General features: G+C 66.1%; 26 protein-coding genes and 1 tRNA gene. 10 read left to right on the forward strand and 17 right to left on the reverse strand.

Annotated features, from left to right (window positions below):
- Positions 1-197: 197 nt before the first annotated feature.
- From folE to AC07PV_RS13650, 6 genes are all read left to right on the forward strand, one after another.
- Positions 198-926: a GTP cyclohydrolase I gene (gene folE, locus AC07PV_RS13625; RefSeq protein ID WP_218293511.1), complete on the forward strand. Its 729-nt coding sequence runs from the start codon at positions 198-200 to the stop codon at positions 924-926.
- A 2-nt stretch (positions 927-928) separates the two neighbouring features.
- Positions 929-1,351, forward strand: a complete 423-nt coding sequence (locus tag AC07PV_RS13630; RefSeq protein ID WP_010461918.1) for a BLUF domain-containing protein — start codon at positions 929-931, stop codon at positions 1,349-1,351.
- A 206-nt stretch (positions 1,352-1,557) separates the two neighbouring features.
- Positions 1,558-2,439 (forward strand): EamA family transporter, encoded by an 882-nt coding sequence (locus AC07PV_RS13635; RefSeq protein ID WP_218293512.1) that lies wholly within the window; start codon positions 1,558-1,560, stop codon positions 2,437-2,439.
- Between the two features lie 6 nt (positions 2,440-2,445).
- Entirely contained in the window at positions 2,446-3,333 is an 888-nt protein-coding gene (locus AC07PV_RS13640) for a DUF429 domain-containing protein (RefSeq protein WP_494630486.1), read from the forward strand.
- Between the two features lie 38 nt (positions 3,334-3,371).
- The gene (locus AC07PV_RS13645; protein ID WP_218293514.1) at positions 3,372-3,596 is read left to right on the forward strand and encodes a hypothetical protein; all 225 of its coding nucleotides are present in this window, start codon (positions 3,372-3,374) and stop codon (positions 3,594-3,596) included.
- A gap of 124 nt (positions 3,597-3,720) precedes the next feature.
- Positions 3,721-4,392 (forward strand): histidine phosphatase family protein, encoded by a 672-nt coding sequence (locus tag AC07PV_RS13650; RefSeq protein ID WP_494630487.1) that lies wholly within the window; start codon positions 3,721-3,723, stop codon positions 4,390-4,392.
- A gap of 62 nt (positions 4,393-4,454) precedes the next feature.
- On the opposite strand, the gene AC07PV_RS13655 is transcribed toward AC07PV_RS13650, so the two are convergent.
- From AC07PV_RS13655 to AC07PV_RS13690, 8 genes are all read right to left on the reverse strand, one after another.
- Positions 4,455-5,810: a tetratricopeptide repeat protein gene (locus AC07PV_RS13655; protein ID WP_494630488.1), complete on the reverse strand. Its 1,356-nt coding sequence runs from the start codon at positions 5,808-5,810 to the stop codon at positions 4,455-4,457.
- A 24-nt stretch (positions 5,811-5,834) separates the two neighbouring features.
- The gene (locus tag AC07PV_RS13660; RefSeq protein WP_218293517.1) at positions 5,835-6,443 is read right to left on the reverse strand and encodes a hypothetical protein; all 609 of its coding nucleotides are present in this window, start codon (positions 6,441-6,443) and stop codon (positions 5,835-5,837) included.
- Positions 6,444-6,575: 132 nt separating this feature from the next.
- Positions 6,576-7,979, reverse strand: a complete 1,404-nt coding sequence (locus AC07PV_RS13665) for an amidase (protein WP_492254709.1) — start codon at positions 7,977-7,979, stop codon at positions 6,576-6,578.
- A gap of 261 nt (positions 7,980-8,240) precedes the next feature.
- Complete coding sequence (locus tag AC07PV_RS13670) at positions 8,241-9,731, reverse strand: ABC transporter substrate-binding protein (protein ID WP_494597962.1); 1,491 nt, start codon at positions 9,729-9,731, stop codon at positions 8,241-8,243.
- A 103-nt stretch (positions 9,732-9,834) separates the two neighbouring features.
- Positions 9,835-10,710 carry an ATP-binding cassette domain-containing protein gene (locus AC07PV_RS13675; protein WP_494630490.1) on the reverse strand — a complete coding sequence of 292 codons (876 nt, stop codon included), beginning with the start codon at positions 10,708-10,710 and terminating at the stop codon, positions 9,835-9,837.
- Complete coding sequence (locus tag AC07PV_RS13680) at positions 10,707-11,744, reverse strand: ABC transporter ATP-binding protein (protein ID WP_369641682.1); 1,038 nt, start codon at positions 11,742-11,744, stop codon at positions 10,707-10,709. The genes AC07PV_RS13675 and AC07PV_RS13680 overlap by 4 nt, the downstream gene beginning before the upstream one ends.
- 30 nt (positions 11,745-11,774) lie before the next feature.
- Complete coding sequence (locus tag AC07PV_RS13685) at positions 11,775-12,653, reverse strand: ABC transporter permease (protein ID WP_218293522.1); 879 nt, start codon at positions 12,651-12,653, stop codon at positions 11,775-11,777.
- Between the two features lie 5 nt (positions 12,654-12,658).
- The gene (locus AC07PV_RS13690; RefSeq protein WP_218293523.1) at positions 12,659-13,621 is read right to left on the reverse strand and encodes an ABC transporter permease; all 963 of its coding nucleotides are present in this window, start codon (positions 13,619-13,621) and stop codon (positions 12,659-12,661) included.
- Between the two features lie 209 nt (positions 13,622-13,830).
- Here AC07PV_RS13690 and AC07PV_RS13695 point away from each other — a divergent pair, with 209 nt between their 5' ends.
- On the forward strand, positions 13,831-14,088 hold the full coding sequence (locus tag AC07PV_RS13695; protein WP_218293524.1) for a YfhL family 4Fe-4S dicluster ferredoxin: 258 nt from the start codon (positions 13,831-13,833) through the stop codon (positions 14,086-14,088).
- A gap of 106 nt (positions 14,089-14,194) precedes the next feature.
- Here the strand turns inward: AC07PV_RS13695 and pth are convergent, their stop codons facing one another.
- The 7 genes from pth to AC07PV_RS13730 form a co-directional block, all read right to left on the reverse strand.
- Positions 14,195-14,803 carry an aminoacyl-tRNA hydrolase gene (gene pth, locus AC07PV_RS13700; protein WP_218293525.1) on the reverse strand — a complete coding sequence of 203 codons (609 nt, stop codon included), beginning with the start codon at positions 14,801-14,803 and terminating at the stop codon, positions 14,195-14,197.
- 218 nt (positions 14,804-15,021) lie between these two features.
- Positions 15,022-15,657: a 50S ribosomal protein L25/general stress protein Ctc gene (locus AC07PV_RS13705; RefSeq protein WP_218293526.1), complete on the reverse strand. Its 636-nt coding sequence runs from the start codon at positions 15,655-15,657 to the stop codon at positions 15,022-15,024.
- Positions 15,658-15,819: 162 nt separating this feature from the next.
- Positions 15,820-16,794, reverse strand: coding sequence for a ribose-phosphate pyrophosphokinase (locus AC07PV_RS13710; protein WP_218293527.1), 975 nt, complete (start codon positions 16,792-16,794; stop codon positions 15,820-15,822).
- A gap of 47 nt (positions 16,795-16,841) precedes the next feature.
- Positions 16,842-16,918, reverse strand: a tRNA-Gln gene (locus AC07PV_RS13715).
- A 30-nt stretch (positions 16,919-16,948) separates the two neighbouring features.
- Complete coding sequence (gene ispE, locus AC07PV_RS13720) at positions 16,949-17,806, reverse strand: 4-(cytidine 5'-diphospho)-2-C-methyl-D-erythritol kinase (protein WP_494630491.1); 858 nt, start codon at positions 17,804-17,806, stop codon at positions 16,949-16,951.
- 33 nt (positions 17,807-17,839) lie between these two features.
- Entirely contained in the window at positions 17,840-18,256 is a 417-nt protein-coding gene (locus AC07PV_RS13725) for a lipoprotein insertase outer membrane protein LolB (protein WP_370628118.1), read from the reverse strand.
- 119 nt (positions 18,257-18,375) lie between these two features.
- Positions 18,376-20,154: a tetratricopeptide repeat protein gene (locus tag AC07PV_RS13730; protein WP_494630493.1), complete on the reverse strand. Its 1,779-nt coding sequence runs from the start codon at positions 20,152-20,154 to the stop codon at positions 18,376-18,378.
- Positions 20,155-20,183: 29 nt separating this feature from the next.
- Here AC07PV_RS13730 and mutM point away from each other — a divergent pair, with 29 nt between their 5' ends.
- The 3 genes from mutM (at position 20,184) to mutY (ending at position 24,138) form a co-directional block, all read left to right on the forward strand.
- Entirely contained in the window at positions 20,184-20,999 is an 816-nt protein-coding gene (gene mutM / locus AC07PV_RS13735; RefSeq protein ID WP_492254713.1) for a bifunctional DNA-formamidopyrimidine glycosylase/DNA-(apurinic or apyrimidinic site) lyase, read from the forward strand.
- A 212-nt stretch (positions 21,000-21,211) separates the two neighbouring features.
- Entirely contained in the window at positions 21,212-23,071 is a 1,860-nt protein-coding gene (locus tag AC07PV_RS13740) for a dynamin family protein (protein ID WP_255591738.1), read from the forward strand.
- A complete protein-coding gene (gene mutY / locus AC07PV_RS13745) occupies positions 23,068-24,138 on the forward strand; it encodes an A/G-specific adenine glycosylase (RefSeq protein ID WP_369641685.1) in 1,071 nt (356 codons plus the stop codon). Before AC07PV_RS13740 ends, mutY begins: the two co-directional genes overlap by 4 nt.
- Positions 24,139-24,168: 30 nt before the next feature.
- Here mutY and rapZ read toward each other — a convergent pair whose 3' ends face one another.
- Entirely contained in the window at positions 24,169-25,032 is an 864-nt protein-coding gene (gene rapZ / locus AC07PV_RS13750) for an RNase adapter RapZ (RefSeq protein WP_218293534.1), read from the reverse strand.
- Entirely contained in the window at positions 25,032-26,702 is a 1,671-nt protein-coding gene (gene recN / locus AC07PV_RS13755) for a DNA repair protein RecN (RefSeq protein WP_494630560.1), read from the reverse strand. The genes rapZ and recN overlap by 1 nt, the downstream gene beginning before the upstream one ends.

Consider the following 26,702-nt stretch of genomic DNA (forward strand, 5'->3'; position numbering starts at 1 on the left):
GAGCGGCTGCGCCGCTTTCCCCCGGGGGACGCCACCCGTGGCCCGGCAAAGCCGCTTCCACGGTGGCACTGGCGTGGGGCGGCGCCCTTGGTAAGTATTGCTATGAATAGCATAGCTGCTGGCGCTTTGCCATCAAGCGGTGGAGGCCAAAAACCTTTGAAATCTGCGGTGTGTCAATCGCTGTTACGATTCTGACCATGTCCAGCCAACCCGCCGCCGATATGACGTCCACCCCGCCGGATGATGAAGGCACGCCTGTCTCCGTCAAGATCCGAGAGCGCCTTGCCGCTGCCCGCAAGCGTTTTCATGCCAATGACAACATCGCCGAGTTCATCGAGCCCGGCGAGCTGGAGAAGCTGCTCGACGAGGTCGAGGTCAAGATGCAGGGCGTGCTCGACAGCATGGTGATCAACACCGAAGGCGACCACAACACCAACAACACCGCGCGCCGCGTGGCCAAGATGTACCTCAACGAGGTGTTCAAGGGCCGCTACGTGGCGCAGCCGGCCATCACGGAATTCCCGAACGCCGAGCACCTGAACGAGCTCATGATCGTGGGCCCCATCACCGTGCGCAGCGCCTGCAGCCACCATTTCTGCCCGGTGATCGGCAAGATCTGGATCGGCGTGATGCCCAACGAACACACCAACGTGATCGGCCTGTCCAAGTACGCGCGCCTGGTGGACTGGGTCATGGGCCGCCCGCAGATCCAGGAAGAGGCCGTGGTGCAGCTGGCCGACCTCATCATGGAAAAGACCCAGCCCGACGGCCTGGCCATCGTGATGGAGGCCAGCCACTTCTGCATGTCCTGGCGCGGCGTGCGCGAGATGGACAGCAAGATGATCAACTCCGTGATGCGTGGCGTGTTCCTCAAAGATTCGGCGCTGCGCCGCGAATTTCTGTCCCTCATCCCTGGAAGGAACTGACCATGCTCGTACGCCTGCTCTATGCCAGCCGCGCGGTGGACACTTCGCCCGCCGCCATCGAAGCCATCCTGACGCAGTCGCGCCAGCACAACCCGGGCTGCGGCATCACCGGGGTGCTGTGCTACGGCGGCGGCGTGTTCCTTCAGGCCATCGAAGGCGGGCGCTCCGCGGTGAGCGACCTGTACGGCCACATCCAGAAGGACCCGCGCCACAAGAACGTGGAGCTGCTGCACTACGAAGAAATCGCCGAACGCCGCTTCGGTGGCTGGACCATGGGGCAGGTGAACCTGTCCAAGATCAACCACTCCATCCTGCTCAAGTACTCGGAGAAGCCCGAGCTGGACCCCTATGCCGTGTCGGGCAAGGTGTCGTTCGCGCTGCTCGAAGAACTGATGGCCACGGCCTCCATCATCGGCAGAGCCTGAAAGGCGGGGTGTTTTGCTGCTGCGCGGCCACACCCCGGGCCTGCGGTACTCGCCGCACGGGACTGCGGCTGCGTTCCTCCACCCAGGCTGAGACCGCTCGCTACACAAGTCACCCCACTTTTCGCTGATGCTCTGGCCTCGTTGTTTCGGCCGCAGCCCACCCGGTTCTGCGGCTTTTTGCATTCAGGCCGCTCTTCTTCTCATCCGTGACCCTTACCGCCTTCGCCCTCATCATCCTTGCCGGCCTCATCCACGCGTGCTGGAACATCGTGGCCAAGAAGGCCGGGGGCGATTCGCGGTTCGCGTTCTTCACCTCGGTGATCATGATGGTCATCTGGGCGCCGTTGGGCTGGTACCTGGGGCGCGATGCCGTGCCGCTGTGGGGGGCCACGGAGTGGGCCTTCGTCGCGGCCAGCGGGCTGCTGCACGTGGGCTACTTCGTCATCCTGCTGCGCGGCTACAGCAAGGCCGATCTCACCGTCGTCTACCCGCTGGCGCGCGGTTCCGGGCCGCTGCTGTCGTCGCTGGTGGCGGTGACGGTCCTTGGCGAGCGCATCTCGGCGCTGGGCGTGGCCGGCATCGCCGGCGTGGTGGGCGGGGTGTTCCTGATCGCGGGCGGCCCGGGCCTGCTGCGCGCCGCGCACGACCCTGCCGCCCGGGCGCGCGTGCACAAGGGCATGCTCTACGGCCTGCTCACGGGCGCCTTCATCGCCAGCTACACCGTGGTGGATGGCTATGCGGTCAAGATCCTGCTGATGTCCCCCATCCTGGTGGACTACATGGGCAACTTCGTGCGCGTGGGCTTGCTCGCGCCCGTGGTGCTGCGCGACCTGCCCACGGCCCGTGCGCTGTGGCTGGCGCAGTGGCGCTTCGCGCTGCTGGTGGCGGCGGTGAGCCCCGTGGCCTACGTGCTGGTGCTGTACGCGATGCGCGAGGCGCCCATGTCCCACGTGGCGCCCGCGCGCGAGGTGTCCATGCTGTTCGCGGCGCTCATCGGCGGCCACCTGCTGGGCGAGGGCGACCGTGTGGCGCGCATTTTTGGCGCGCTGTGCATTGCCGCGGGTGTCACCGCCCTGGCGCTGGGGTAGGCCGTCATGGCGGAGCCCATCCGTCCCCTGCTGCTGGGCTGCGATTTCTCCAGCAGCCCCACGCGGCGCAAGCCCGTCGTGCTGGCGCTGGGCCAGCGCCAGGGCGCGCGGGTGCAGCTCGCCGCGCTGGAGCGCTTTGACACGCTGGCCGCGCTGGGCGAGTGGCTCGCCCGGCCGGGCGATTGGGTGGGCGGCTTCGACCTGCCCTTCGGCCTGCCGCGCGAGCTGGTGCGGGCGCTGGGCTGGCCGGTGCAGTGGCGCGCCTGCATGCAGCACTACCGCGGCCTCAGCCGCGCGCAGATCCGCGACCAGTTCGCCGCGTTCTGCGACGCACGCCCCGAGGGCGGCAAGTTCGCGCACCGCGCCACCGACGGGCCCGCGGGCTCCAGCCCGTCGATGAAATGGGTGAACCCGCCCGTGGCCTACATGCTGCACGCGGGCCTGCCGCTGCTGCTGGACGCCGGTGTCCACCTGCCGGGCCTGCACGGCGGAGACCCGCACCGCGTGGCGCTGGAAGCCTACCCGGGGCTGCTGGCGCGCGAAGTGCTGCAGCGGCGCAGCTACAAGAGCGACGACCGCGCCAAGCACACGCCCGACCGGCTCATTGCCCGCAAGGACCTTGTGAATGCGCTGGAGATGGGCCAGACCCGGCTGGGCCTGCGCCTGAAGCTCAGCCACGCGCAGCGCGATGTGCTGGTGGACGACGCGAGCGGCGACAGCCCGGACGCCGTGCTGTGCCTGCTGCAGGCCGCCTGGGCCCAGCAGCGCCATGCAGAGGGCGACGCGCTCTACGGCCTGCCGCCCGGGCTGGACCCGCTCGAAGGCTGGATCGTGACCGCCGATGCCGCCGATATTGCCGCTTTTCCGGGCATCGGTCCGGCGCACGGTGCGTAGCATGGGCGGAACCCACGCCTGATATCTTCACCACCCCCATGCCGGTTGTCGCCCGCTCCCTGCTTGCCCTCGCCCTGCTGGCACTGCTGATGCCGCCCGCACAGGCCGCCCCCGCGCCCTGGTACTACTGGCGCAGCATGGTGGATGGCGCACGCGTCTGCGCGCAAGCCTCGCCGGGCCATGGCTGGCAGCGCGACAGCGCCGCCTACGAAGGCCCTGGCTGCCAGCCGCGCCGCAAAGTGCTCATCGTGCCCATGCGGTGACGTGCCGCACGGTGGGTGGTGGACAGGCTGCTGTTATAAAAAACATAGCTATCAGCGCTTGTTGCATAAGCGCTAGCAGTCAAAAGTGCTTGCAATCATGTGCATGCATTCGATAATGGCATGCATGACTGAATTGATTCTGATCCGCCACGGCGAGACCGACTGGAACCGCGAACTGCGCTTCCAGGGCCACGTGGATGTGCCCCTCAACGCCACCGGCCACGAACAGGCCCGCCGCCTCGCCGAACGCCTGGCCGCGGAACAGATCGTGGTGGACCACCTGGTCTGCAGCGACCTCATCCGCACGCAGCAGACCGCCACGCCCAGCCTGCAGGTGCTGTTCCCGGAACTGCGCATCGACACCCTCACCGACAGCAGCCTGCGCGAGCAGAGCTTCGGCGTGGTGGACGGCAAGCGCGTGGACGACATCAAGATCGAACACGCCGATGCCTGGACCCAGTGGCTGCGCTTCGAAGCCGACTACGGCATGCCCGGCGGCGAGACCACGCGCCAGTTCCACACCCGCGTGATGGACGCCGTGCGCCGCATCGCGCTGCGGCACACGGGGAAAAAAGTCATGGTGGTCACCCACGGCGGCGTGCTCGACATGATCTGGCGCACCGCCCGCGGCACGGGCCTGGACGGCCCGCGCCAGAGCGACATCCCCAACGCCGGCCTGAACCGCGTGCGGGTGGATGCCGATGTGGTGGAGGTGCTGGACTGGGCCGATGTGCGGCACCTGGCGGACCTGCCGGCGCAGCCGGTGTATGACCAGACGAAGCTGCTGGTGAGATAGCCTGGCGGCAGGCACAGGGGAGGGCGGGCCGCGCCCGCGCCTGCTTCTATCGCCGGGCTCCGCTATCCCTGGTGTGGCAGCAGCAGCCCCAGGGCGCCATTGACCACCCCCACCTGCCGCGCGAGCCGCACCGACTCCGGCTGCGCATTGGCCATCGGCTGCAGCAGGTTCTGCACCGCCGCCCACTGCCCGTTGCGCTGCAGCGCATCCAGCCAGATCTGGTGGAACAAATCCCGCTGCGCGTGGCTGCCGCCGATCTCCAGCAGCCGTGGCAATGCCAGGCCCAGCTGCTCCGCCGCCGTGGCCCAGTCGCCTTGCGCATGCGCCAGCAGGCCGCGCGCGGCGGGCTCGCACACCTGCTTCCACACGGTGCGTTCATGTGCCTCGGTGCGCGTGGCGGCGTGGGCCTCGATGTTGCGCAGCAGCGTGCGTGCCGCCTCCGTGCGGCCCGCGCGGGCCAGGCCGTAAAGATACTGCAGGTCCAGGAACGGCAGCACATGGTCGGCCAGGCGCAGTGCCAGGTGGCCGGCCACGTCGGCCCAGCGGTGGCCCACATCCACGCCCGCCAGTTCCAGCCGCGCCAGCAGCGAGACGGCGTTGATCTGGTCCTGCGTGTATTCCTTGACCACGCCCCACACCTGGCTGTCGTACAGCGCCAGCACCTCGGCGTGCCGGTCCTGCTCCAGCAGGAAGAGTGCCTGGTGCCACCAGTTGTGCGTGACCATGAAGGAGTTGAGCCCCGTCCAGGTGTCGCTCACGCCGGCCATGAAGTCCGCGCCTTCGCCGATGCGCCCCTGTGTCAGCATCACGTGTGCGAGGGCATGGTGGGCCCAGGGTTCCTTGCGGCACAGGCGCACCGCATGGCGCGCGGCGGCTTCCGCTTCGGTGAGCCGGTGGCACTGCTCCCAGCCAAAGGCCAGCATGCCGTGCAGGTAGGGCACGTCGGCGGCCGCGGGCAGGGCCTGCAGCGCCAGGCGCAGCATGCCGGGGGAGTCGCCGCGGTTGAACAGATGGTATTGGCCGAGCTTGAGGGAGGCCAGGTCGCGCGGAAACAGGCGGGCCTGCTCCTCGTGCAGCGCGACGGCGCGCGGCAGGTCGCCATGAACCCAGGCGGCGACGGCGGCCACGAAGCGCTGTTCGCGCTCGCTCGCCGCAGGGGCATGGGCGAGCGCCCGGTCGATGAAGGGGCGTGCGTTGCCCGGCGCCTGCGCCGATTCGGCGAACATGTGCAGTGCCGCGCAGCAGGCCTGCACGATGGCGCTGGGGTCGCCGGCGGCCTGCAGCACGTTCACCGCGCGGGCCTCGCAGGCGATGAAGCCTTCCACGAAGTCATTCAACGCCGCCGCGCTGCCTGGCTCGCGCAGGGTGGCGGTGTTGCCCAGGCTGTCGGTCAGTGCGTGCGTGGCGGTGGATGGCATGGGGGCATTGTTGGGCGGCAGGGCTCAGCCGCCCTTGATCAGCGTCAGATAGGCCTTGCGTGTCTCGGCCGATACGGAGGCCACCAGCTGCTCATGCGGCGTCTGGTGGCGCGCCAGCATGCGGGCCGTGGCAACGGTCTTGGACTTGCAGAACCAGTGGCAGGTGTGCTGCATCAGGAACAGCTCCGCCGTCATCATGTAGGCCCGGTCCTTGGGCGACAGGTGGCTGGTGTTCTGCACCACATGGGTGATGCCGCGTGCATGGATCGCCAGGGCCCGCCGCATGTCGAAGGTGAACGCCGGCAGGATCTTCTCGGCGAAGGGGATGGCCATCGCGAGGCGGCTGACCCGCGCGTCGGCGTCGCTCACCTTGGCGAAGTCCGCGGCGAAGCGGCTGAACTGCTCGCTCAGCTGCTGTTCGGTGGTGCTCAGCAGGCTCCAGATCTGGCTGCGGCGCTCGTCGGTGCTTTCACCCAGGGCCCGCAGGTAGCCGTCTGTGAGCGCTTCCATCAGCTTTTCGATCTGGTAGTGCGCCAGATGGTTGCCCAGCAGCACGATGCGCTTGCGCTGCTCCTTGGCGTTGAGCATGAAGGTGCCGGTGGCGATGAGGATCGCCAGGATGAGGATGTCCATGCGGTGATTCGTTGAAGTGGTGCGTGTCGTGGTGGCCCGGGGCGCAGGCCAGCCCGGAGGGGGCGCCGCACGCGGGGCGTGCGTGTTGCCAACCCCTAGGTTACCAACATCCACCCCGCCGGGCCCTCGGGGTTAAGCCGCAGGCGGCAGCGGCCAGGCCTTTTGCGGCTCGCGGATCAGCTCGAACGCATGGGCCACCTGCAGCACGCCCAGGTCGTCGAAGCGCGCGCCGGCGATCTGCAGGCCGATGGGCAGGCCGCTGGCGGTGTAGCCGCAGTTGACCGAGGCCGCCGGCTGTTCGGACATGTTGAACGGCACGGTGAAGCCGATGTGCTCGAGCGGGCGCAGCGGGTCGTTGGTGGGCGAGGGCAGTTCGGCCTGGAAGGCGGGCATCGGCGCCACGGGCGAGATCACGTAGTCGAACGCGCTGCAGGCCTTCACCGTATTCACGCGCGTGAGGTGGAACTGGTGGCTGGCGTTGAAGACCTCGGTGCCGCTCATGCTGGCGGCGCTGTCGGCCCAGGTGCGGATATAGGGCAGCACCTTGTCGCGCTGCTGCGCGGGCAGGGCCTTCAGGTCGATGTGGGAGCGCATGCGCCAGAAGTGGTCCATGCCGTCGAGCATGGCCTGGGTCATGAAGGGCAGCATGGGCACGATGGTGGCACCAGCGGCCTCCATCAGGCGGGCTGCGCGTTCCACGGCGGCCTTCACTTCGGGTTCCACCGGCAGGCCGCAGCCCGCGTCCAGCAGCAGGCCGATGCGCAGGCCGCGCAGGCGCTCCACGCCCTTGTTGAACTGGCTCCAGGCGATGTCCTGCGCTGGCAGGCTCATGCTGTCGCGCGCGTCCGGCTGGCTGAGTACCTGCATCATCAGCGCAGCGTCGGCCACCGTGCGGGTCATGGGGCCGGCGGCACGGCCGGTGTAGGGCGGGTCGATCGGGATGCGGCCCAGGCTGGGCTTCAGGCTGAAGATGCCGCACCAGCTGGCGGGCAGGCGCAGCGAGCCGCCGATGTCGGTGCCGATGTGCAGCGGCCCGTAGCCCGCCGCAGCGGCGGCACCGCCGCCGGCGCTGGAGCCGCCCGGGCCCTTGCTCACGTCCCAGGGGTTGCGCGACAGTGGGTGGAAGGTCGACAGGCCCGAGGACAGCATGCCGTAGTCGGGCATGGTGGTCTTGGCCACGATGACGGCACCGGCCTCGCGCATGCGGGCGGCGGGCGGCGCATCGGCGGCGGCGGGCACGAGTTCGACAGCGGCGGTGCCCAGGGGGGTCGGGTCGCCTTGCGTCGAGATGTTTTCCTTGATGGTGCTGGGCACGCCGTCGAGCGCGCCCTTGGGCTCGCCACGCAGCCAGCGCGCTTCCGATTCGCGGGCCTGCGCCAGGGCGGCCTCGGGCCGCAGCAGGTAGGTCGCCTTTATGTGGGGCTCCCAGCGCCCGATGTGGGCCAGCACGGCCTGCGTGACCTCGACGGGCGAGAGGCGGCGCGCGCGGTAGGCGGCCAGGAGGTCGTGGGCGGGCAGGTCGTGCAGGGCGGTCATGGTAGAGGGATTTTTGGTAAAAAAGGCTGATAACGCCTATGGATAAAGCGCTGGCAGCTATTGTTTCAGGAGCTATCTGCTCCCGAGCGTTTCAGCTATTCATTGCTCGGCGCGCCACCCACAGCCTCTGAAAAGGGCACGGCCCAGGCGCGGGCAGCCGAGCAAGGGCCGCCCCGCAGCGAGGGCTGCGTCCCCCTGCCCACATCGCGCAGCGATGTGAGAGCGGGGGGAAGGCCCGCAGGGCCTCAGGGGGGTGTCTCATCAACTCCAGGACAGCGTGGAGATGTCGTTCACGAACACGGGCATGTCTTTCCACAGGCCCTTGAGGTTCTTGTTGGCCACCGTGATCCACTGGTTGGAGTACAGGAACGCGTGCACCGCATCGTTGGCCAGCAGGCGCTGCGCGTCGCCCAGCAGGCGTGCGCGGTCAGCGGGGCGCGCGGCGTTCTTGATCTGGTTGAACAGCTCGTTGAACTTGGGCGAGTTGTAGGCCCAGTAGTAGTCGGGCTTGGCGAAGTTGCCCAGGTCGAACGGTTCCACGTGCGAGATGATGGTCAGGTCGTAGTTCTTGCTGCCGTAGGTGCCGGACAGCCACTGCGCCCATTCCACGTTCTGGATCTTGGCGATGATGCCGACCTTGGCCAGCTGGGCGGCGACCACCTCGCCGCCCTGGCGGGCGTAGGGCGTGGGCGGCAGCGTCAGGGTCAGCTCCAGCGGTGTCTTGATGCCGGCCTCGGCCAGCAGCTTCTTGGCCTTCTCGGGGTCGTAGGGGTTCACGCCCGTGGTGTCCACGTAGCCGAACGCGCCGGGCACGTAGTGGCTGCCGATGGGCGCGCCATAGCCGTCGCCCGCACCTTCGATCACGGCCTTGCGGTCCACGGCGGCGGCGATGGCGCGGCGCACGCGCACGTCGTCCAGCGGCTTCTTGCCGTTGTTGATCGCCAGGATGGTCTTGGCGCGCGAGCCGCTCACCACCACCTGGAACTTGGGGTTGCCCTTGAACTGCGGCACGCTGCGGGGCGTGACGCGGGGGAACGCATCCACGTCGCCGGCCAGCAGGGCGGCCACCTGGGCGGCGGGGTCGGAGATGAAGCGGAACGTGGCGCGCTTGATCTTGAGCGCCTTGGCATCGCGAAAGCCCTCCCAGGCCGTCAGCACCACGGAGGAGCCCTTGTTCCAGGCCTGCAGCTGGTAGGGGCCGGTGCCCACGGGCTTGTTGGCGTTGGTGTCGGCGCTCTTGGGCTCCACGATGATGGAGGTGGCCTGGCCCAGCACGAACAGCAGGTCGGGGTCGATGTCCTTGTTGAGCAGCACGACGGTGTAGTCGTCCACCACCTGCGTGGTGAGGTTGGCGAAGGTGCGCTTGTCCTTGTTGGTGCTCTTTTCGCCGCCGGCGCGGTCGTACGAGAACTTCACCACGGCCGCGTTGAAGGGCTCGCCGTTCTGGAACTTCACGCCCCGGCGCAGCTTGAAGGTGTAGGTCTTGAGGTCGGGCGAGACCTCCCAGCTCTCGGCCAGCAGCGGCGACACGCTGCCGTCGGCGTTGATCTTGGTGAGCGTCTCGAAGATGTTGTACTGCACGATCTCGGCGATGGCCGATGCGGCGCCGGCCGTGGGGTCCAGGCCCGGGGGTTCGAGCGTCATGGCCAGCACCACGGCGTCTTTGCGGCCCTGCGCCAGGGCGCCGAGCGAGGTGGACAGGGGCACGGCGGCGATGGCGCCAGTGGCTAGGACGGTACGGCGGTTCAGCATGTTCGGACTCTCCAGACAAAAAAACCAGACGAAAGCCCCGGTGTCATTTCAATTTGTTACCGGGGAGCACAAAAGCTTTTTACACCATCGCGTGCGCATTTGGTTATGCGGTTTTTGCGGTGGCCGTGGCAGCGGCCGCCGCGGCGCGGCGTGCGCGCGCCCGGCCGGGCTGCACCTGCGGCACGGCGCCCACCAGCGACTGGGTGTAGGGGTGCTGCGCGTTGCGGAACAGTTCAGCTGGCGAGCCGCGTTCGACGATGCGGCCCTGGTACAGCACCACGACTTCATCGCACAGATGGTTGACCACCGCCAGGTCGTGGCTGATGAGCATGTACGTGATGCCGAACTCCTGCTGCAGGTCCTGCATGAGGTTCAGCACCTGGGCCTGCACGGACACGTCGAGCGCGCTCACGGGCTCGTCGGCGACGATGAGGCGCGGGCGCGTGATGAGCGCGCGCGCGATGGCGATGCGCTGGCGCTGCCCGCCCGAGAATTCATGCGGGTACTTGGAGAGGTCGTTGGTGCGCAGGCCCACCTGGGCCAGCACCTGGCCGGCCTGCTCGCGCTGGGCGGCGCGGCTGGTTTCACCCTGGGCCTGCAGGGGCTCGGTCACGATGCGCTCCACCGTCTGGCGCGGATCGAGCGAGCCGTAGGGGTCCTGGAAGACCATCTGGAAGTCGCGCCGCGCGTGGCGCAGCTGCTCTGCGGGCAACTGGTGCAGGTTGCGGCCCTGCAGCTCGACGGTGCCGGAGGTCGGCGTGTCCAGCGCCATCACCAGGCGGGCCAGGGTGGATTTGCCCGAGCCCGATTCGCCGACGATGCCCAGGCTGCGGCCTGCAGCCACCGAAAAGCTCACGCCGTTGAGTGCATGCACCTTGCCCGGGGGCTGGAACAGATGTTCCCGCGGCAGCGTGTATTCACGCACCAGGTCTTTCACCTGCAGCAGGGGGGCGTTGGAAAGGGACGCCAGGGAGGTCATGCGGTCACCTCGACAATGTTCACCGCCTGGGCACTCTGGGCCTCGGCGATGGCTTCGCGGCGCAGGCAGCGCACCGCGTGGTCGCCATCGGCATCGGTGGCCACCAGCGTGGCTTCGGGCCGATCGTGGTGGCAGGCATCCACGGTGTAGCTGCAGCGCCCGGCGAAAGGGCAGCCGGCCGGCAGGTCCACGAGTTCCGGCACGGTGCCGGGGATGGTGGACAGGCGCGGGCGCTGGCCGGGTGCATGCACGGCGCCCAGATGGGGCCGTGCCGCGAACAGTCCGCGTGTGTAGGGGTGGGCCATGGCGGAGAAGACGGAAGCGGTGGAGCCGCTCTCGACCACGCTGCCGCCATACATCACCATCATTCGGTCCACGTTCTGCGAGATCACGCCGAGGTCGTGCGAGATGAGGATCAGCGCCATGTTGCGCTCGGCCACGAGGTCGCTGATGAGGTCCAGGATCTGTTGCTGGATGGTCACGTCCAGCGCGGTGGTGGGCTCGTCGGCGATCAGCAGGTCGGGCCCGCAGGCCAAGGCCATCGCAATGGTGATGCGCTGGCGCTGGCCGCCCGAGAACTGGTGGGGGTAGGCATCGAAGCGCTGCGCGGCGTGGGGGATGCCCACGCGGTCGAGCAGCGCCAGGGCCTCCGCGCGCGCGGCCGAAGCGCTCATGCCACGGTGCAGACGCAAGGGCTCGGCCACCTGGCGGCCAATGGTGTGCACGGGGTTCAGGGCTGTCATGGGCTCCTGGAACACCATGCCGATGCGGTTGCCGCGCATCTTGCACATCTGCGCATCGGTGCGGCCCACCAGCTCCTGGCCATCAAAGCGGATGCTGCCCGTGACCTGCGCGCTGTCGGGCAGCAGGCCCATGAGCGACATGGCGGTGATGGACTTGCCGCAGCCCGACTCGCCGATCAGGCCCAGGGTTTCTCCGCGCGCCAGCGAAAAGCTTACGCCGCGCACGGCGTCGGCGGGGCCTCGGTGGGTCTGCAGGCGGATGCGGAGGTTGGAGACTTCTAACAGAGACATCGTGGGATTCTGGTGGTCTGCTTGGCGGGATCAGCGCTTGCGCGAAAGGCGGGGGTCCAGCAGGTCGCGCAGGCCGTCGCCCAGCAGGTTCAGGCCCAGCACGGCCAGCGCGATGGCAACGCCGGGCCACACGGCCAGCAGCGGCGCCTGGAACATCAGGGTCTGTGCCTCGCTGAGCATGCGGCCCCACGAAGGCTGGGGTGGCTGCGTGCCCAGGCCCAGGTAGGAGAGGGCGGCTTCCGCCAGGATGGCGATGGCGAACTGGATGGTGGCCTGCACGATGAGCACCGACAGGATGTTGGGCAGCACATGCTCGAGGGTGATGCGCCAGCCGCCCTTGCCGCAGGCGCGCGAGGCCATGATGTACTCGCGCGACCACACGGCGTTGGCCGAGGCGCGCGTGACGCGCGCGAAGGTGGGGATGTTGAAGATGCCGATGGCGATGATGGAATTGACGATGCCCGCCCCGAACACCGCCGTCATCATGATGGCCGAGAGGATGGCGGGGAACGCGAACGTGAAGTCCGCCAGCCGCATGATCAGTTCTTCCACCCAGCCGCGCTTGGCGGCGGCCAGCAGGCCCAGGGCCGTGCCGATGGTCAGGCCGATGCCCACGGCGATCACGCCCACCAGGATGGAGTTGCGCGCGCCCACCAGCAGCAGCGACGCGACATCGCGCCCGAAGGCATCGGTGCCCAGCCAGTGGGTGCCGGATGGACTCGCCAGCTTGTTGGCCAAGTCCATCTCGTAGGGCGACCAGGGCGTCCAGACGAAGGAGAGCAGCGCAGCAAGGATCAGCAGCGCTGACAACACAGCACCAATGACAAAACTGCGGTGGCGCAGGGCGCGGTGCAGCCAGCCGGGGGCGGAGGGCGTGGAAGAGGAGGGGGTGGACACGGCGGCGCTCATGGGAATCAGATGTCGGAAGCCTTCACGCGGGGGTCGATCACGGCGTAGAGGATGTCCACCACGAAGTTCACGATCACCACCATGGCCGCGAGCAGCATCACGCAGTTGCGCACCACGATCAGGTCGCGGTTGGAAATCGACTGGAAGATCAGGCGCCCCAGGCCTGGCAGGTAGAACACGTTCTCCACCACGATGGTGCCGGCCAGCAGGTTGGCGAACTGCAGGCCCATGACGGTGACCACGGGGATCATGGCGTTGCGCAGCACGTGGCCCCAGAGCGCGGCGCGCTGCGACAGGCCCTTGGCGCGCGCGGTGCGCACGAAGTCTTCGCGCAGCACCTCCAGCACGGCCGAGCGCGTGATGCGTGCGAGGATGGCCGCCTGCACCACGGCCAGCGCGATGGCCGGCAGCAGCAGCGCCTTGAGAGCTTCCAGCGGGCCGCCGCCGGCGTCCTCCGTCCAGCCGGGGAAGCCGCCGGCGGAAAACCATTGCAGCTTCACCGAGAACAGCAGGATCAGCAGGATGGCGAACCAGAAGTTGGGAATGGCGATGCCGATCTGCGCCAGCCCCATCACGCCCACGTCGCCGAGCTTGTTATGGCGCGCGGCGGCGTAGACACCCGCCGCGAGCGCCAGCACCGTGGTGATGACCATGGCCATGAGGGCCAGCGGCACGGTCAGGGCCAGGCGCTCCAGCACCAGATCAAGAACCGGGGAGCTGTAGGCATAGCTGTCGCCCATGTTGCCCACCACCAGGCCGCTGACCCAGTTCCAGTAGCGCAGGCCGGCGGGCTGATCCAGCCCCAGCTTGGCCGCCAGCGCGGCCACGGCATCGGGAGAGGCGTCGGGGCCCATCAGGATCTGGGCGGCGTTGCCCGGCAGGATCTCTAGCACCAGGAACACCACGACCGAAGCACCGATCAGCGTGGCCAGGAGGGTGATGAATCGCTTGAGGAAAAACAGGCCCATGGGAGGGTGGCGTCAGGAAAAAGGAGGAAGGCGCGAGTGCGTCAAATTAATGTGTATACACAGCATAACGGTAAAAACATCCCCGTCGGCGGTGGTGGGTTGCAGTGTCGCATGCAAGGCACATGCCACCATCGCGGGATAATACGGAGCATGAACTGCGCTGCGTACCTTCTGGCCCCTGCTTCCGGCTCCATGCCCAGGGAGGCCGCATGGCGCTGATGATCACCGACGAGTGCATCAACTGCGATGTCTGCGAGCCCGAATGCCCCAACCAGGCGATCTACCTGGGGCAGGAGATCTACGAGATCGACCCGAGCAAATGCACCGAATGCGTGGGGCACTTCGATGAGCCCCAGTGTGTGCAGGTCTGCCCCGTCGCGTGCATCCCCGTGAACCCGCAGCACGTGGAGAACCGGGAAACCCTGTGGCAGAAATTCCAGCGGCTGCAGGCTGCGCCGCCGGCCTGATTTCAAGCCTTGGAGGCGGTAAGCGCTTGTGTATCAGGCGTAGATTGCTATGAAATAAATAGCAATGACTGCCATGCCCTGTGGGCAGGGCCACGCCGCCAGGGGGTCAGTCTTCCGCGGGGCGGGGTGGCTTGGGGCGTGGCGGCTTGGTGGTGTGGATGAGCAAGGTGGCCTTGTCCATCTCCCCCGCCAGCATGGCCGGGTAGGCCTTCAGGGAATGGGCGATGCTGTCCTCGATCAGCGTACGCTGGTCGGGCGAGGGTTTTTTGAGCACCCAGTTGGCGACTTCACTTTTCACGCCCGGATGGCCGATGCCCACGCGCAGGCGCCAGTAGTCGGGCGAGCCCAGCTGGCCGTGGATGTCGCGCAGCCCGTTGTGCCCGGCATGGCTTCCGCCGCGCTTGAGCTTGACCTGGCCGGGCGGAATGTCCAGTTCGTCATGCACCACCAGGATTTCTTCGGGCTGGATCTTGAAGAAGCGCGCCAGCGAAGCGACGGACTTGCCCGAGAGGTTCATGAAGGTCTGCGGCTCCAGCAGCCACACGCTCTGTCCATGCACCGTGGTGCGCGCGACCAGCCCGTGGTAGCTGCGCTCGGGCACCAGCGTGGCCTTGAGCTCCCGCGCCAGGGCATCGATCCACCAGAAACCGGCGTTGTGGCGGGTGGCCTCGTAGTCTGGCCCGGGGTTTCCAAGGCCTACAAACAGCTTGATCATGGGCGGGATTATCCGTGTGCGGCGGTGGTGCGAACTGCAAGGGGTGCGGAGCGGCTCCGCCGGGGAAGGGGGGCTCGCCCGGCGGCGGGACGGGGTCCGCCAGGCCGCGTCTTCCAATGAAAACGGCCCACGCAGGGTGGGCCGTTTCGGTGGCCAGCGTCGCCGGAGCGCGCTGGCCTTGGGGAAGAAGCAAAGGGTCGTCCGTGAAGGACGGCTGATTACTTCTTGCCCTTGCCCTTGCCCTTGGCGTCGGCCGCGGGGGCTGCTTCGGCAGGGGTCTCGACGACCACGACCGGAGGCACCACGGACACCAGAACGGGGTTGTTGTTCTGGCCACCACGGACCTTGGCCACCACGCCCTTGGGCAGCTTGATGTCCTTCAGGTGCAGGGATGCGCCCTTTTCCAGCTTGGACAGGTCCACAGCGATGAACTCTGGCAGGTCCGAAGGCATGCAGGTCACGTCCAGTTCGTTCACGATCGGGTTGACCATGCACTTGTCGACCTTGACGGCGTTGGACTCTTCAGCGCCGCTGTAGTGCAGTGGCACCTTCATGTGCAGCTTGGTCTTTTCGTCCACGCGCTGGAAGTCGATGTGCAGGACGAGCTGCTTGTAGGGGTGGTATTGCACGTCGCGCAGCAGGACCTTGGAGGTCGTGCCGGCCACTTCCATGTCCAGCACGCTGGAGTGGAAAGCTTCCTTCTTGAGGGCGTGCCACAGTGCGTTGTGGTCCACCTCGATGAGTTGGGGTTCAGTGGTGCCACCGTAGACGATGCCAGGCGTCTTGCCCGAATTGCGCAGACGGCGGCTCGCACCCGTACCTTGCTTGGCGCGCTCAAAAGCGACGAAGTTCATAACTAGCTCCTGAAAAGGACAGACCGCGACCAGTCTTGCCCTGTTGAAAAAAGCCTGCGGTGCCATTCCTGGCGGCAGGCCCATGCAATGCCCTCGAACAGGCAAGCCTCCCGAAGGAGGCCTGCACGCAATCCGGTCCGCAACGCTCCCGTGGGAAGCGCGTCAGAACAGGTTGTCCTGGTCCGAGAACAGACTCATCACCGACTCACCCTTGGCAATGCGCTGTATCGTCTCTGCGATCAGCGGTGCCACGGAGAGCTGGCGAATCTTGGTGCATCCCCGGGCGTTGTCGCTCAAGGGGATGGTGTTGGTCACCACCACTTCGTCGAGGGCGGAACCCTTGGCGATGCGTTCGATGGCAGGACCCGAAAAAATGGGGTGCGTGCAGTAGGCGTACACCTTCTTGGCGCCACGCTCCTTGAGCACTTCGGCCGCCTTCACCAGCGTGCCGGCGGTATCGATCATGTCGTCCATGATCACGCAGTTGCGGCCTTCGATCTCGCCGATCACGTGCATGACTTCCGACACGTTGGCCTTGGGGCGGCGCTTGTCGATGATGGCCAGGTCGCAGTTGAGCTGCTTGGCGAGCGCACGCGCCCGCACGACGCCACCCACGTCGGGCGAAACCACGATCAGGTCTTCGTAGTTCTTCTGGCGCAGGTCACCCAGCAGCACGGGCGACGCGTAGATGTTGTCCACGGGGATATCGAAGAAACCCTGGATCTGGTCGGCATGCAGGTCCATGGTCAGGACCCGGGCAACGCCCACGGCCTGCAGCATGTTGGCCACCACCTTGGCGGTGATCGGCACGCGCGTGGAACGCGGGCGGCGATCCTGGCGGGCATAGCCGAAGTAGGGGATCACGGCGCTGATCCGCTCTGCCGACGCGCGCTTGAGCGCATCGACCATGATCAGCAGTTCCATCAGGTTTTCGTTGGTCGGCGCGCAGGTGGACTGCACCACGAAAACATCCCGTGCACGCACGTTCTGTTTGATTTCTACGGTGACTTCGCCGTCGGAGAAGCGACCCACGTCGGCTGCACCGAGGGTGGTGCCGAGGTGTTGGGCGATTTCAGCTGCCATGCCAGGATTGGCATTGCCGGTGAAAACCATGAAGTCGGGGTGGTTGGCTTGCATGAGCGTCCCAGCAGTCTGAAAAAAAAGCCCGTACGCGAAAAGAAATTTGGCAGGGGAAGAAGGATTCGAACCTTCGCATGCCGGAATCAAAATCCGGTGCCTTAACCAGCTTGGCGACTCCCCTACACAGGTCAACTGCCGAAGGCAGCGAACCTTAATTCTCGTCTGATGCCCAGCCTGCCAGAGGATGGATCATCAGATTTTCACATGCCTTGACCTGCCAGCCCTCGGGGGCGCGGTCCAAATCAACTGCGTGTGACATTTGTGCAAACACCGCACTGCCTGAGCCTGTCATCCGGCCTTGCAACCCTCGCGACCTGAGCCATTCAATGGCTTCGGTGACTTCGGGGCAGAGCGCCTGGGCAACGGGCTGCAAGTCGTTTCGACCGAAGTCAAAGTGTGCTGCAGCAAAGCCTAAGATTGTAGCACTATCTGAATCGCGTTTCAAACTTGGTGACGAAAAAATTGATTTTGTCTCCAAGCCTGCTGCGGGCTTCACGATGGCAAAGCGCGCTGGCGGCAGTTGGTGTGCTTTCTCAAGCGGCGTGATTGTCTCACCAATTCCTTCGACCCAGGCGTTGTGGCCGCGTAAAAAAAATGGAATGTCGGCACCCAGCGTCAATCCGATCTTTTCGAGTGCCGTGCGCGGCAGGTCCAGGCCCCACAGCCGATTGAGAGCCAGCAAGGTGGTTGCGGCATCCGACGAGCCGCCGCCCATGCCCGCTTGCGAAGGCACGCTCTTCAAGACGCCGATGCGCACGCCCTGGCGGCAGCCCGTGGCCTGCTGCAGGGCACGCGCCGCCTTGATGGTGAGGTCTATCTCCGGCAATGCGGGGCCGATGTCTTCACGCGTGATCTCGCCTGACGCGCAGCGCTCGAAATGAAGCGTGTCGCACCAGTCGACCAGCATGAAGACCGACTGCAGCAGGTGGTACCCGTCCGGGCGTCGGCCTGTGATGTGCAGAAAAAGGTTGAGCTTGGCCGGGGCAGGCACGTCATAAAGGGCTTGCATGGCAACAAACGGTGCGCGAGGAGGGGATGCGGGCTAGCGGGTCAGGGCGATGCGCAAGGTGGCCTGTGGCACGGGGTCGTCCCGGTGGGCGACCAGCCGCCCCTGCTCCAGGGCGGAGAGGTCCGCTCTCCAGCCTGGCACCGTGGCTTGCACGCCCTTGAGCCAGCCAAACAGGGCCGCGACGGGGATGCGCGTGCCGGTCACATCCTGCAGCAGTGCATCCAGCGAATCGGAGGTGCGGGTCTCCTGCGCGCTGACGAGCTGCGCGTGCCCATCCTTCCAGTCCAGCTGCGCGATGCGGCTGCCCAGGGGGCTTATCAATGCAAGCCCCCCGCTCTGGGCATTGCCGCGCAGCTCGAACATGGCGGAAAACGACTGCGATGCCTGCCCATCGACTTGCAGGGCCAGGCGACCGCTCCATGCGTCTTCTTCAGGAGCGGTTTTTTGCATCGGCTGCGCACAACCGGCCAGCCACAACGCGCAGGCAAGCCATGCGAGCAACACGGCGAAACGCCGCAGACCTGCAAGGCCGACCATGGGGTGCAGCGGTGTCGTTTGCCAGCCCCGCATCAAAGGCTGACTCCGAGGCGCGCCAGTGTTTCCTTGAGGGTCTCATTGTCGGGGCTCGCGCGCTGGCCTTCCTTCCAGACCCTGACGGCCGCTTCCCTGTCTCCCAGGCTCCAGAGCACCTCGCCAAGGTGCGCGGCGATTTCCACGTCCGGACGCGCCTTGTACGCGGTTTCCAGGTGCCGCCGCGCTTCCGCCTTGTTCCCCATCCGGAATTCCACCCAGCCCAGGCTGTCCGTGATGAAGGGGTCCGACGGAGCGAACTCCATGGCCTTGAGAATCAGCTGCTTGGCTTCGTCCAGGCGCAAGCCTCGCTCCGCCAGGGAGTAGCCGAGCGCGTTGTACGCATGATGGTATTGGGGCTTTTGCGTGATGACCTGTCTCAGCAGCCGTTCCATCGTCTCGGGTTGGCCCGCTTTCTCCGCCAGCATGGCCTGGTCGTAGACCAGCTCCGCGTCATCGGGCGCCAGCGCCACGAGATCGCTCTGGACCGCGTAGGCCTCCCGGTACAGTCGCAGGTCGCGCAGCAATTGCACTTCGGCCAGCAGCTTCATCCGCTTGTCTTCGGCCGACGTACCGGGCAGGTTGCGCAGCAGCGCGCGCGCCTGGGCCACCTTGCCCTGACGCGCCAGCAGGGATGCGCGGCGGCTTTGCGCGCTGAAGACTTCATCGACGTTGTCGATGCGTCCCAGCCATGCCTCGGCGGCCGCGAAATCCTGCTTCTTCTCTGCGATTTGCGCGTACAGCAAGTAGGCTTGCGTCAACCCCTTCTGGCGCACGTCCGCATCCGGAGAGGCCGACACAAGTTCCATGAAGCGCTGCAGCGAACTCTCCGACGCGGGCAGGCGGTTGTCCTGGAATTGCAAGGTGGCGAGCACCAGCCATGCTTCCACCAGTTCGGGCTTGTCCCTGGTGACAAATTCCAGCTGATGGCTGGCGTCCGGATAGCGCTGCAAGCCCAGAAGCACCCGGGCATACGCCATCCTGAGCTCGGGGACCGGCTGCTTGGCGAGTGCCTGTGTCACCAAGGGCTCGGCCTCGGGGGTGTTCTCTTCCATCAGCTCGAGCGCCAGCACGGCAGCAGCCTCGTTGGCGTTGTCCAGGGCCTGCGCCCTGCGCGCAGCATCCAGCGCTCCCGGCTTGTCGCCAGCCGCCATGCGCAGGCGCCCCAGGGACACCCAGGCCACCGGTCCGGTGGCGGGGTGCGCGAGTTCGTCGACAAGGGCCGCTTCCACCACCTTGGCCGCCAGTGCCTTGTCACTCGCGCGTCCGTACATCTGGGGCAGTGCGGAAAGCGTGGACGCCTTGGCGCGGGGCGGGGACTGGGCAAGCTCCTGGCGCAGCAGATCGGGGGTTTCGCCAATCCGGTTCAGCGCAACCAGAATCTGGAGTACATAGCGGTTGGCTTCCCGTGACTGCGGCAGTGCTTCCTTCCACGCCTTGGCGGCTGCCAGCGCGTATTCGCCCGAGCGCGACTGCAGTGCGATGTCCGCTGCCCTCTGGTAAAGCTGTCCATCCGCGCTGCGGCGTGCCGCCTCGAGCATGAACGCGTAGCCGGCACCCGGGTCACCGGTCCGAGCACTGATCTCGCCCAGAAAAATCTCGTAAAACAATTCCGCATCCAGCGCCGGATTGGATGCCACGGGGGCTTCGCCGGTGGCGGGAGGGGCGTCGCCCCCCGGCTGTTGCGCCCATGCTGAGTGGGCAGCTACCGCTATAACGGTAGTCAATGCGGCGATCCGAAAACTGTGAAATGGCACCATCGGGTCATAATAATCCATGCCTGTTAACCCATTGCCGGGGTCTTCGTATGCCTGAGTTGCCCGAGGTGGAAGTGACGCGCCGCAGTTTGGCCGATGCCATCACTGGCGCCCGCATCGAGGCCGTCACACTGGGAAAACCCCTGCGCTGGCCCCTGGGTTGCCCCCCTCAGACCCTGATAGGCCAGCACGTGGTGGACCTGCGCCGTCGCGGCAAGTACCTGCTGGCCGATACCAGCAGCGGGGTCCTGCTCCTGCACCTCGGGATGTCCGGAAGCCTTCGGTTCACCCGAGGGTTGCCTGCGGCGGGCGTCCATGATCACTTCGACATGGTGACCAGCCAGGGAACGCTGCGGCTGCATGACCCCCGCCGGTTCGGTGCGGTGGTTTACGCCACGGGGGAGGAGGACCCGGTCGCTGCCAAGTTGCTCGGGGGATTGGGCATGGAGCCGCTGTCCGATGCGTTTTCTCTCGCGGCCTTCCAGTCGGGGCTGAAAAAGAGCCAGATGCCCATCAAGCAGTTGCTCCTGGCCGGCCGGCTTGTGGTGGGGGTCGGCAACATCTATGCCTCGGAAGTGCTTTTCCTGGCCGGCATCCGGCCGACCACGAGTGCTTCGCGCATTGGGCCCGCACGGGTGCGGAAACTGCATGAAGCCATTCGCGTGGTGCTTGCGCGGGCGGTGGAGCTGGGGGGCAGTACATTGCGCGACTTTTCCAATGCGGATGGCACCGCAGGGCACTTTCAGACCCAGGCAAATGTCTATGGGCGCGATGGAGCGCCGTGCCACGTGTGCGCCACTCCGATACGCGTTCTGCGCCAAGGACAGCGGAGCAGCTATTTTTGCCCGGCATGCCAGCGGCCCTGAGGCGAGCGGGGGCGCGGCCTGGCCCAAATGACAGCCCGTGGGCCGTCGATGCTATATTTTGTGTATATGCCTGCCTTGTAGGCCATACATAGATCTCTGGGAGCACAGTGGGACCTTCATTCAACGAGCAGTTCGACCAGCACGGCGTCTGGCGGCGTGAGTTCGCCCAGCAACTCAAGCGGCTGGCCGAGTGGATGTCTTCGCACGAGCTCATGGACGCTGCCGTGCAGGAACGGCTGCACCGTCTGGAGGAGCAGGTTCGCAGCGACAAGGTCATGGTGGCGTTCGTTGCCGAGTTCTCGCGCGGCAAATCCGAGTTGATCAACGCGATCTTCTTTGCCGACTATGGACGCCGCATCATGCCTGCGAGTGCGGGGCGCACCACCATGTGCCCCACGGAACTCGGCTACGACGCCAGCGTGGCGCCCAGCCTTCGGTTGCTGCCGATTGAAACCCGCCTGCAGATGCAGAGCCTGGCCGAGTGGAGGGTCAAAACGGATCGCTGGCAGGAGATTCCTCTGGACGTCGGCAACGCAGACCAGATTGCCAAGGCGCTCGAGAAAGTCGCCGAAGTGCGCAAGGTCAGCCTGGACAACGCGCGCGCACTGGGCTTCTGGCACGATGACCTGACCGATGAGAACCCCGTGCCCGACGCCCAGGGGCTCGTGGAAGTGCCCATGTGGCGCCACGCCATCATCAATATTCCGCACCCCTTGCTCAAGCAGGGGCTGGTGATCCTCGATACCCCAGGGCTGAACGCCGTGGGCGCGGAGCCCGAACTCACGGTCAATCTCATCCCGCAGGCACATGCGGTCGTTTTCATCCTGAGTGCCGACACCGGCGTGACCCGTTCCGACCTGTCCATCTGGCGCGAGCATCTGGCCATTTCAGCGGACAGCATGGATGCCCGGCTGGTGGTGTTGAACAAGATCGATACGCTGTGGGACACGCTCAACTCGGCCGAACAGGTGCAGGCGCAGATGGAGCGCCAGTGCAGCACTTCCGCGGAAATGCTGGGGGTTCCCCTGGAGAGGGTGGTCCCGGTGTCCGCGCAGAAAGGCCTGGTCGCCAAGATCACCGCCGACGATCTGCTGCTGGAAACCAGCGGACTGCCGGTGTTGGAAGAGGCTCTGGCCAAGGGCATCATGGGCCGGCGTCAGTCGATTTTGCGGGCGGCGGTGGCCAATGGCGTCGCCAGCCTGCGCACTGAAACCTCCCGCGTCATCAATATCCGGCGCCGCGATCTCGACGACCAGATGGCCGAGTTGCGCAGCCTCCGTGGCAAGAACGCATCGGTGATCGAATCGATGCGCCACCGCGTCGAGCAGGAGCAGCGCGAATTCGACCTGAGCACGACCAAGATACAGGCGGTGCGCGCTGTTCACCTCAAGCTTCTCCGTGACGTGTTCCAGCAACTGGGCGCCAAGGCGCTCAAGGCGGAACTCTCTGAACTGGCGCAGACGCTGCAACAGAAGGGGCTCAAGCTGGGGGTCAAGAAAATTTATGTCCAGACCTTCGACAAACTGCGCGGCACGCTGGACAAGGCACAGGCATCGGGCACCGAGATCCAGGCCATGCTGGGTGGAACGTTCAGGCAACTCAATGCCGAGTTCGGTTTTTCCCTTCAAGTGCCTTCAGCCCCCCAGCTGGAGCATTTCACGCACGATCTGAACCAGATCGAACAAAGCCATCTGCAGTACCTCGGCATGGGCAATGCGCTGAAGCTGGCACAGCCCGAGTTCGCGGAACGCCTGGTGCGGGCCTTGGCCATGCGGCTGCGTACCGTGTACGAGTCCGCAGCGAACGATCTGGAACTGTGGAGCAAATCCGCCACCGCCCAGCTGGATGCCCAATTGCGTGAACGTCGCCGCAGTTTTGCGCGCCGCATCGAAGCCGTCGATCGCATACAGCATGCGGCCAGTGGCTTGGTGGAGCGCATCGCGGAAATAGAGTCGAGCGAGGACGAGCTGGTTCAGCTGGAGCACAGGCTGCAGGAACTGACCGCGAAGCTCATTGCCCTGCCGGGACTGGAATCCGCGACCACCGACAGCAGCCATCCTGTCTCGGCATGAGCGCCACAGAGCACGGGAGCGTGGCGGAGCGCGTGGTCGCGTGGCAGTCGACGCACGGGCGCAACCATCTGCCCTGGCAGCAAACACGTGATCCGTATAGGGTCTGGCTGTCGGAAATCATGCTGCAGCAAACCCAGGTTGCCACGGTTCTCGACTACTACGCGCGCTTTCTTGCGCGTTTCCCCGATGTGAGGGCGCTGGCGCAGGCCGGGCAGGACGAAGTGATGGGGCTGTGGAGCGGGCTGGGCTACTACACCCGTGCCCGCAACCTGCATCGCTGCGCCCAGCAGGTGGTCGCCGAACATGGGGGCGTATTTCCCGACACTGCCGCGGTGCTGGCGACTTTGCCGGGGATTGGCCGGTCCACGGCGGGAGCGATCGCAGCCTTCTGTTTTTCTGAGCGAGTCCCCATTCTGGATGCCAATGTCCGCAGGGTGCTCACGCGCCTGCTGGGGTTCGACAAGGACCTGGCGTCGGCAGGAAATGAACGTCTGTTGTGGGAGGAGGCGCAGGCACTGCTCCCCAGGAAAAATCTGCATGCTGCCATGCCCCGCTACACGCAGGGGCTCATGGATCTGGGCGCCTCGGTCTGTACTCCAAAAATGCCGCGCTGCGGGCAGTGCCCCCTGGCAAGCGGCTGCGCAGCGTCCAGGGCCGGCGACGCGGAGCGTTATCCCGTCAAGACGCGCAGGCTGGTGCGCCGTTCAGAATCCTGGCAACTGCTCGTGCTTCGAAATCCCGGGGGCCGGGTTTGGTTGCAGCGTCGTCCGGCGGCTGGCATCTGGGCGGGAATGCACTGCGTTCCGGTATTTGCCGACGGTGCCTCTCTCATGGGCTGTGTCGCGTCTTTGGGCGATGCGTCCCGCATTTCCTGCAATGAGCTGCAGCCGTTTCTTCACGTGCTGACGCACAGGGATCTGCATCTTCATCCCGTTCTGGTCGCGGGGGACATTGCAGAGCGTCCCACGGAAGACGGCGGGTGGTTTGGTGCCGACGAATGGCACTCCATCGGCCTGCCGGCGCCTATCCGCAAGCTGCTTGATTCGACGCAGGCGCAGCTTTGGTGATGGGGGTGGGGGTGTGCGCGGTACCGCGCCTTACCGCCCATCCAGTTCCCGGTGCCTCTTCAGTGCGGTCCAGCGGCTGTTCAGAACCTCGGCGAGGCGCTCCACCAGATAGACCGAGCGGTGCTGGCCACCGGTGCAGCCTATGGCCACGGTAACGTAGCTGCGGTGGTTGCGGTCAAGCATTTCCAGCCAGTGCGCAAGGAACTGCTCGATGTGCGCCTGCATCAACGAGACGTCGGGCTGCTGGCGCAGGAAGTGGGCAACAGGCTCGTCCAGCCCGGTCAGATCACGCAATGAGGGCTCATAGTGCGGATTGGGCAGCATCCGAACATCGAAGACGTAGTCCGCGTCCATCGGTATGCCGCGCTTGAACGCAAAGGATTGAAACACCAGGGTCATCTGCCCCCGGGCCGTGACGATCAAGCTCTTGACGTAGCTTTGCAGTTGCGAGGCCCGTATCGTGCTCGTGTCGATCACATGCGACTGCTCTCGTAGCTCGGCCAGCAGCTCGCGCTCCAGTTCGATGATCTGCACCAGCGCCTTGCGCCCCTGCTGGAGGTCGTCGTGCGACAGTGGGTGGCGTCGCCGTGTTTCCGAAAAGCGCCGCACCAGGGTGTCGATCGTTGCATCCAGAAAAATGGATTGCACCAGCACACCCTGGCTCCTGAGCCTATGGAGCTCCTGCGGCACCTGGTGCAAGGATGTGGCGCTGCGGACGTCCATTGCGATGGCAACGCGGTTCCCGTGGTGGCGGTGCTCCAGTGCCACGAAGGCCGGCAACAGTTCGGGCGGCAGGTTGTCCACGCAGTAGTACCCAGCGTCTTCCAGGGCATGCAGCGCCACGGATTTTCCGGAGCCCGACATGCCGGTGATGAGGACGATTTCGAGCGCCATCAGCCGTTTCCTTCCGAAGTTGCGGCAGCGATATCCAGCATTTCTCGTGCGTGGGCGAGTGTCGTGCCCGTGGAGCGTTCCCCTCCCAGCATGCGGGCGATCTCCGCGACACGTTGCTCCTCCTGAACCGCCAGGACTGTGCTGGTGGTGCCTTGTGGGCTCTTGCGCTTGGAAACCTTCAGGTGATGGTGGGCGCAGGCTGCCACCTGGGGCAGATGGGTGACTGCGAGCACCTGCCGGTTGCTGCCCAGCTGCTGCATGAGGCGTCCCACGGTTTCGGCCACCGCACCGCCGACACCGGAGTCCACTTCGTCAAAGATGAGCGTGGGCGCCATGCCCAATTCGCTGGTCGTCACCGAGATGGCAAGGGAGATGCGCGACAGCTCGCCCCCCGACGCCACTTTGCCGATGGGTTTGGGGGTCATGCCGGGATGGCCGGCCACGAGGAAGACGACGTCGTCGATGCCATGGGCTGAAGGCTCCTGCGCTTTGGTGACGGACACCTCGAATTTCCCTCCTTCCATGCCAAGGCCCTGCATGGCCAGCGTGATGGCCTGGGACAGCCGGGGAGCTGCCTTTGCGCGGCCCAGTGACAGAGACCGCGCCGATGCCTGGTAGGCCTTGGCGCTGGAGGCTTCCGCGGCCTGCAACTGCTCCAGATCGGTGGCCGCATCCAGGCGGCGCATGTCTTCCTTCCAGCCTGCGAGCAGGGCAGGCAGCTCTGCGGGAGTGCGCTTGTACCTGCGCGCCAGAGTCATCCAGAGCGATATGCGCGCGTCGAGTTCTGCCAGGCGCTGTGGGTCGATCTCCGCATGCCTCAGGTACAGCTGCAGCGAGTGCACGACATCGCTCGCCTGCGCGAGGCTGGAGGAGAGGATGTCCGCAAGATTGGCGAACTCGGGCTCAATATGTTCCTGGCTTTGCAGGAGGGCGTGCGCGCGCGAGAGCCCGGCGAGCGCCCCGACCTCGTCGTCCTGCAGGGTCTGGATCGCGCCCTCCGCGCCTTCCAACAGGGCCTGCGCGTGCGAGAGGCGCTTGTGCTGGGCGTCGAGCTCTTCCCATTCGCCATTGGCGGGGGCCAGCTTGTCCACCTCGCTGATCTGCCACTGCAGGCGCTCACGTTCCTGCTGCAGCGTGGCCTGCGCCTGGCGCGCCTGTTGCAGGGCCTTCTGGTCCGCACGCCATTGGGCCCAGCGTGCGGTGGTGTCTGCGGTGCGCACTCCTGCAAATGCGTCGAGCAGCCCGCGCACGGAGTCAGGCCGCGTGAGGCTCTGCCACGCATGCTGGCCATGAATGTCCAGGAGGCTGTTGCCCAGCATCCGCAGTTGCGCCGCAGTGGCGGGCGTTCCATTGATCCATGCCCGGCTTTTACCCTGCGCGTCCACGGTGCGGCGCAAGAGCAGCAGGTCATCGATGTCGAAGCCCGCTTCCTCCAGCCAGGGGTGAACATGGGCCGGGCAGTCGAATTCCGCACACAGGTCGGCCTTGTTTGCGCCCTCGCGAACCACGCCCGCATCCGAACGGGAGCCCAGCACCAATTGCAGGGCATCAATCAGGATCGACTTGCCGGCGCCGGTTTCTCCGGTCAGCACGGTGAAGCCGGAGCCCAGTTCAAGCTCCAGCGCCTGAACGATCACAAAATCACGCAGGGTGATCCGCCTGAGCGCCAT

This window comes from Acidovorax sp. GW821-FHT09A11 (assembly GCF_059418365.1).